This is a genomic window from Vibrio sp. 10N.222.48.A3, from assembly GCF_041475345.1.
GTDB classification, from domain to species: domain Bacteria; phylum Pseudomonadota; class Gammaproteobacteria; order Enterobacterales; family Vibrionaceae; genus Vibrio; species Vibrio tasmaniensis_A.
In genome coordinates this window covers 1-3652 of the sequence record NZ_JBFRVX010001386.1, presented here as the reverse complement: position 1 = coordinate 3652, position 3652 = coordinate 1, and the positions used below count along the sequence as shown (strand labels likewise).

Annotated in this window: 5 protein-coding genes; all 5 read right to left on the bottom strand. The window is 45.7% G+C overall.

From position 1 onward, the window contains the following. Positions 1–551: LrgB family protein (locus AB4653_RS26570; RefSeq protein ID WP_372105721.1), on the bottom strand; the 551-nt coding region annotated here is incomplete at its 3' end. Between the two features lie 2 nt (positions 552–553). After that, entirely contained in the window at positions 554–925 is a 372-nt protein-coding gene (locus AB4653_RS26565) for a CidA/LrgA family protein (RefSeq protein WP_009846947.1), read from the bottom strand. A gap of 25 nt (positions 926–950) precedes the next feature. Further along, complete coding sequence (gene sbcB, locus AB4653_RS26560; RefSeq protein ID WP_009846946.1) at positions 951–2375, bottom strand: exodeoxyribonuclease I; 1425 nt, start codon at positions 2373–2375, stop codon at positions 951–953. Between the two features lie 206 nt (positions 2376–2581). Continuing rightward, positions 2582–3430: a sterol desaturase family protein gene (locus tag AB4653_RS26555; RefSeq protein WP_102258540.1), complete on the bottom strand. Its 849-nt coding sequence runs from the start codon at positions 3428–3430 to the stop codon at positions 2582–2584. 87 nt (positions 3431–3517) lie between these two features. Beyond that, on the bottom strand, positions 3518–3652 hold a 135-nt coding region (locus tag AB4653_RS26550; protein WP_408063587.1), incomplete at its 5' end, for a DUF2804 domain-containing protein.

The following is a 3652-nucleotide window of genomic DNA, read 5'->3' as shown; positions in this document are numbered from 1 at the left end:
GTACCTAAAGCATGAGACACGGTACCCATGGTTAAACCTCGGGCAATAGGGCTCTTAATACCAATGAGATTGTAGATTGGATAAGCAAAAATTGCCCCAAATAGACCAACAATCAATACCAGTATTGCCGCAATCGCTGCTTCACCACCTAAATGGCTCGATACTTCCATCGCAATTGGTGTGGTGACTGACTTACCTAATAAACTCGCAATCAAACTTAAGTCTGCTTTAAAGGCGACCGCAATCATTGCTGTTGTTGTCATCGACATCACACTGCCTAGTGTGCAAGCAAAGGTGATGATGCGCCAGTTGGCTCTGATTTGAGGTAGCTGTTCATAAAGCGGATAAGCAAGGGCAACTACCGCGGGCTGCAGCATGTAGGTAATCCAGGTGTTGTCCGCATAGTAAGTCTCAAACGGTACTTTGAAGAACGTGAGTATCGGAATGATGATACCAATGCTGATCAGCAGGGGATTACACAGTGGTGAGTTCACTTTCTGACTTACCCAGCGAGCAAACAGGAATACCACGATGGTGAGTAGAATCCACATGATCAGTTACCTCTCGAAAGCAAGCGGTCTAAAAACCATGATAAGGACACCAACACCAGCAACGTGCCACCAACGGCGCTCGCCATAATTGGCAATGCGTTCGCGATGAGCATGTCGAAGTGATCCATCAACCCAACACTGATCGGAACAAACAGTAAGATCATTAGGCGGATAATCAAGCTTGCACCGGGTTGTACCCAGTGCGAAGGAACAATACCAATCACCATGGCGGCAAACAGAATCAACATGCCAAAAATACTGCCTGGGATTGAGGTATCCAAAAAGTGCTGTAACGCGTTACCTACTGTAAGTGCACCTATGATTAAGGTGAAGGAGATTAAGCAGTAAACCAGTTGGATCAATCTTTCTTTCAAAGTGTTACGTCTCTTGATAATGGAATTAACTAGCTAACTTTTCTACGTATTGATAAACCGCCTTCAAGATAGCCATTTTCTTCTCGTCACTTTCATGTTCGTGCGCGAGGTTTTCAAGGTTGAGCATGTACTCTTCTAAACGGCACTCATAAAACTCACGACAATGGTTTGCCCATTTCAATTGCTCAGCTTCGTCGAGCGTCCATGGGAAGTTACGTGCACGGTAACGGAACAGTAACGGTTTAATACGTTCGTCACTGAAGGTGATATCCAAAGCTGCCAAGTTGTTCGGGTCAGTTTCACGAATGATGTTCATCGCTGTTTTATCAGCAGGTGAAAAGAAACCGTCGTAAAGGTGGGTATCAACATCATCACTCTTTTCGTACTCGCGCTCTTGAGAGTAAAGGCCAATGAGTTTTTCGCGGATCTCTGGATGTTCGCGCAGCAGTGCCAAGTTCTTCAAGCATTGTTGGCGATCGATACCGATGGTTTCGGCATTTTCAGCCGTCAGCGTTTTGGCTGGAGCAAGAATAGGGCACTTGTTCAGTTGAACCAATTTGATGGGTACGGGTAGCTCGTCTTCACTCAGTTCACTGCGTTTGGTGTAGAGTCTGTCTCTGAGTTCATCAGCGTCCAGTTCTAGTAGTGGGCTTGGATCTTTAGCTAAATCAACCACGATAACCGCATTTTGATTAGTTGGGTGCCAAGCCATAGGCACAATCCAGCTTGTGTAGTTGCAGTCACGGCCAAACATGCCCGAAACGTGCATCAATGGTGTCATGTTTACGATGTCAACTAGGTCATTTAGCTTACGCTTATGACGCATGTTGTAAAGGTAATCGAACATCTTAGGTTGTGCAGCTTTAAGCTTCTTTGCTAACTCGATGGTCGCAATAACATCGGCCATCGCATCGTGCGCGTTCTCGTGTTCAATGCCGTTTGCCACAGATAGGTGTTCCAGTTTGAAACTTGGATAACCTTCTTCGTTCTCTGGCCAAACAATGCCTTCAGGGCGCAGTGCGTGAACAGCGCGCATTACATCTAATAGATCCCAACGTGAGTTGCCGTTCTGCCAGCTCCACGCATATGGGTCAATGAAATTTCGGTAACAGGTGTAACGCGTTACTTCATCATCGAATCGGATACTGTTGTAGCCAAGGCTTGTGGTGTTTGGTCTCGCCAACTCAGCATGGATCTTAGCGATAAACTCTGGCTCAGGGAGACCTTGTGAAGCCGCTTTCTGTGGTGTGATACGGGTGATCAACGCAGCTTCAGGCGCAGGGAGGTAATCAGCAGGAGGTTGGCAATAGATAACCAGAGGCTCTCCAATAACATTGAAATCTTGGTCGGTACGAACACCCGCAAACTGACTCGGACGGTCTTTTGCTGGGCTAACGCCCCACGTTTCGTAATCGAAAAAGAAGTAGGTCGGCTGATTATCTGAACTCATTGAAATTCCTGAACAGCAAGCGCAGAACGTTTACTGTGGCTGAAGGTTAGTTTTGTTCAGTATCTGATAGTATGCGGTACGCGTGCAACCCAGATCACAAATAAATTGTCGGAAAACGGTGCTTTACTATTCAATCGAGTCGGTGGGGATGTCTTTGAATCCAGTTGAGGCGGTATCTTAGTTAATACAATCTGTCTATCGTCCGTTTAATCCGATGGGGGTGAGAGTATCAACTGGACTTTCTGTTTAATGGTTAGCTCTCGGTTTCTCAAATCTTTGAATATAGCCTTCCATTCTTGAAAGGTGACGATTATAGGGTTAAAACTGTTTACGGGTTTGGTGACGCCGTAACGCACGGTTTCAATTTCAGGCTCGAACGTACCAAACAATTTATCCCAAATGATCAAAACGCCGGCGTAGTTCTTATCGATGTATTGCGGGTTTTTGCCGTGATGCACACGGTGGTGTGATGGGGTGTTAAAGATGTATTCAAGTGGCCCCAAGCTTCGTATCCATTGTGTATGGACGAAGAACTGCAAACCTAGATTCAGAAGCACCACAAAGACGACCCATTTAGGGTCAAAACCTATGATGACCAACGGTATCCAGAAAAGCCACATCCCAGCAAGTGGATACATTAAGCTTTGACGGAAAGCCGTACTGAAGTTCATGCTTTCTGAACTGTGGTGTGCCACGTGTGCTGCCCACATCCAGCGAACACGATGGCTTGCTCTATGAAACCAGTAATAGCAAAAGTCTTGCAACACCATCAATACAACAAAACTCAGCACGCCCATTTCAATATCCATTAAGCGCCAACCAAACATCCAAAGATACAACTGCACGACCAATAACCCGGTGAGCAAATCGGAGAGTTGATGCATTCCTGCCAGCGTGAAGTTACACATCACTTCTGAAAGTTTATAGCTCGAGTTATCAGGCAGTCGACCTTGCTTCTGACCGATAAAATACTCAGCCAACATGCACACAATGAACAAGGGCGCTAATACCAGCAGTAGCCATTCTGGGTGATTGATTAATGCGTCGATATTCATGTTTTATCCTTGTTGAGACGCCATACGCGTTCTTAGTATCAAGCTTACTTAGACTTGCTCGCCTGAGATTCAATCAGCAGAATTACGTTACCAGCGAGCAAAGTGATCTTCTGTTAGGCCAAGAACACCATCGAGGTGATGTGTCACTCCATTGTTGTCTTCAATCGAGCCAGAAAAGTGACCAATGAACTGACGAAAGTTACTCTTTAACAGCCATAAATT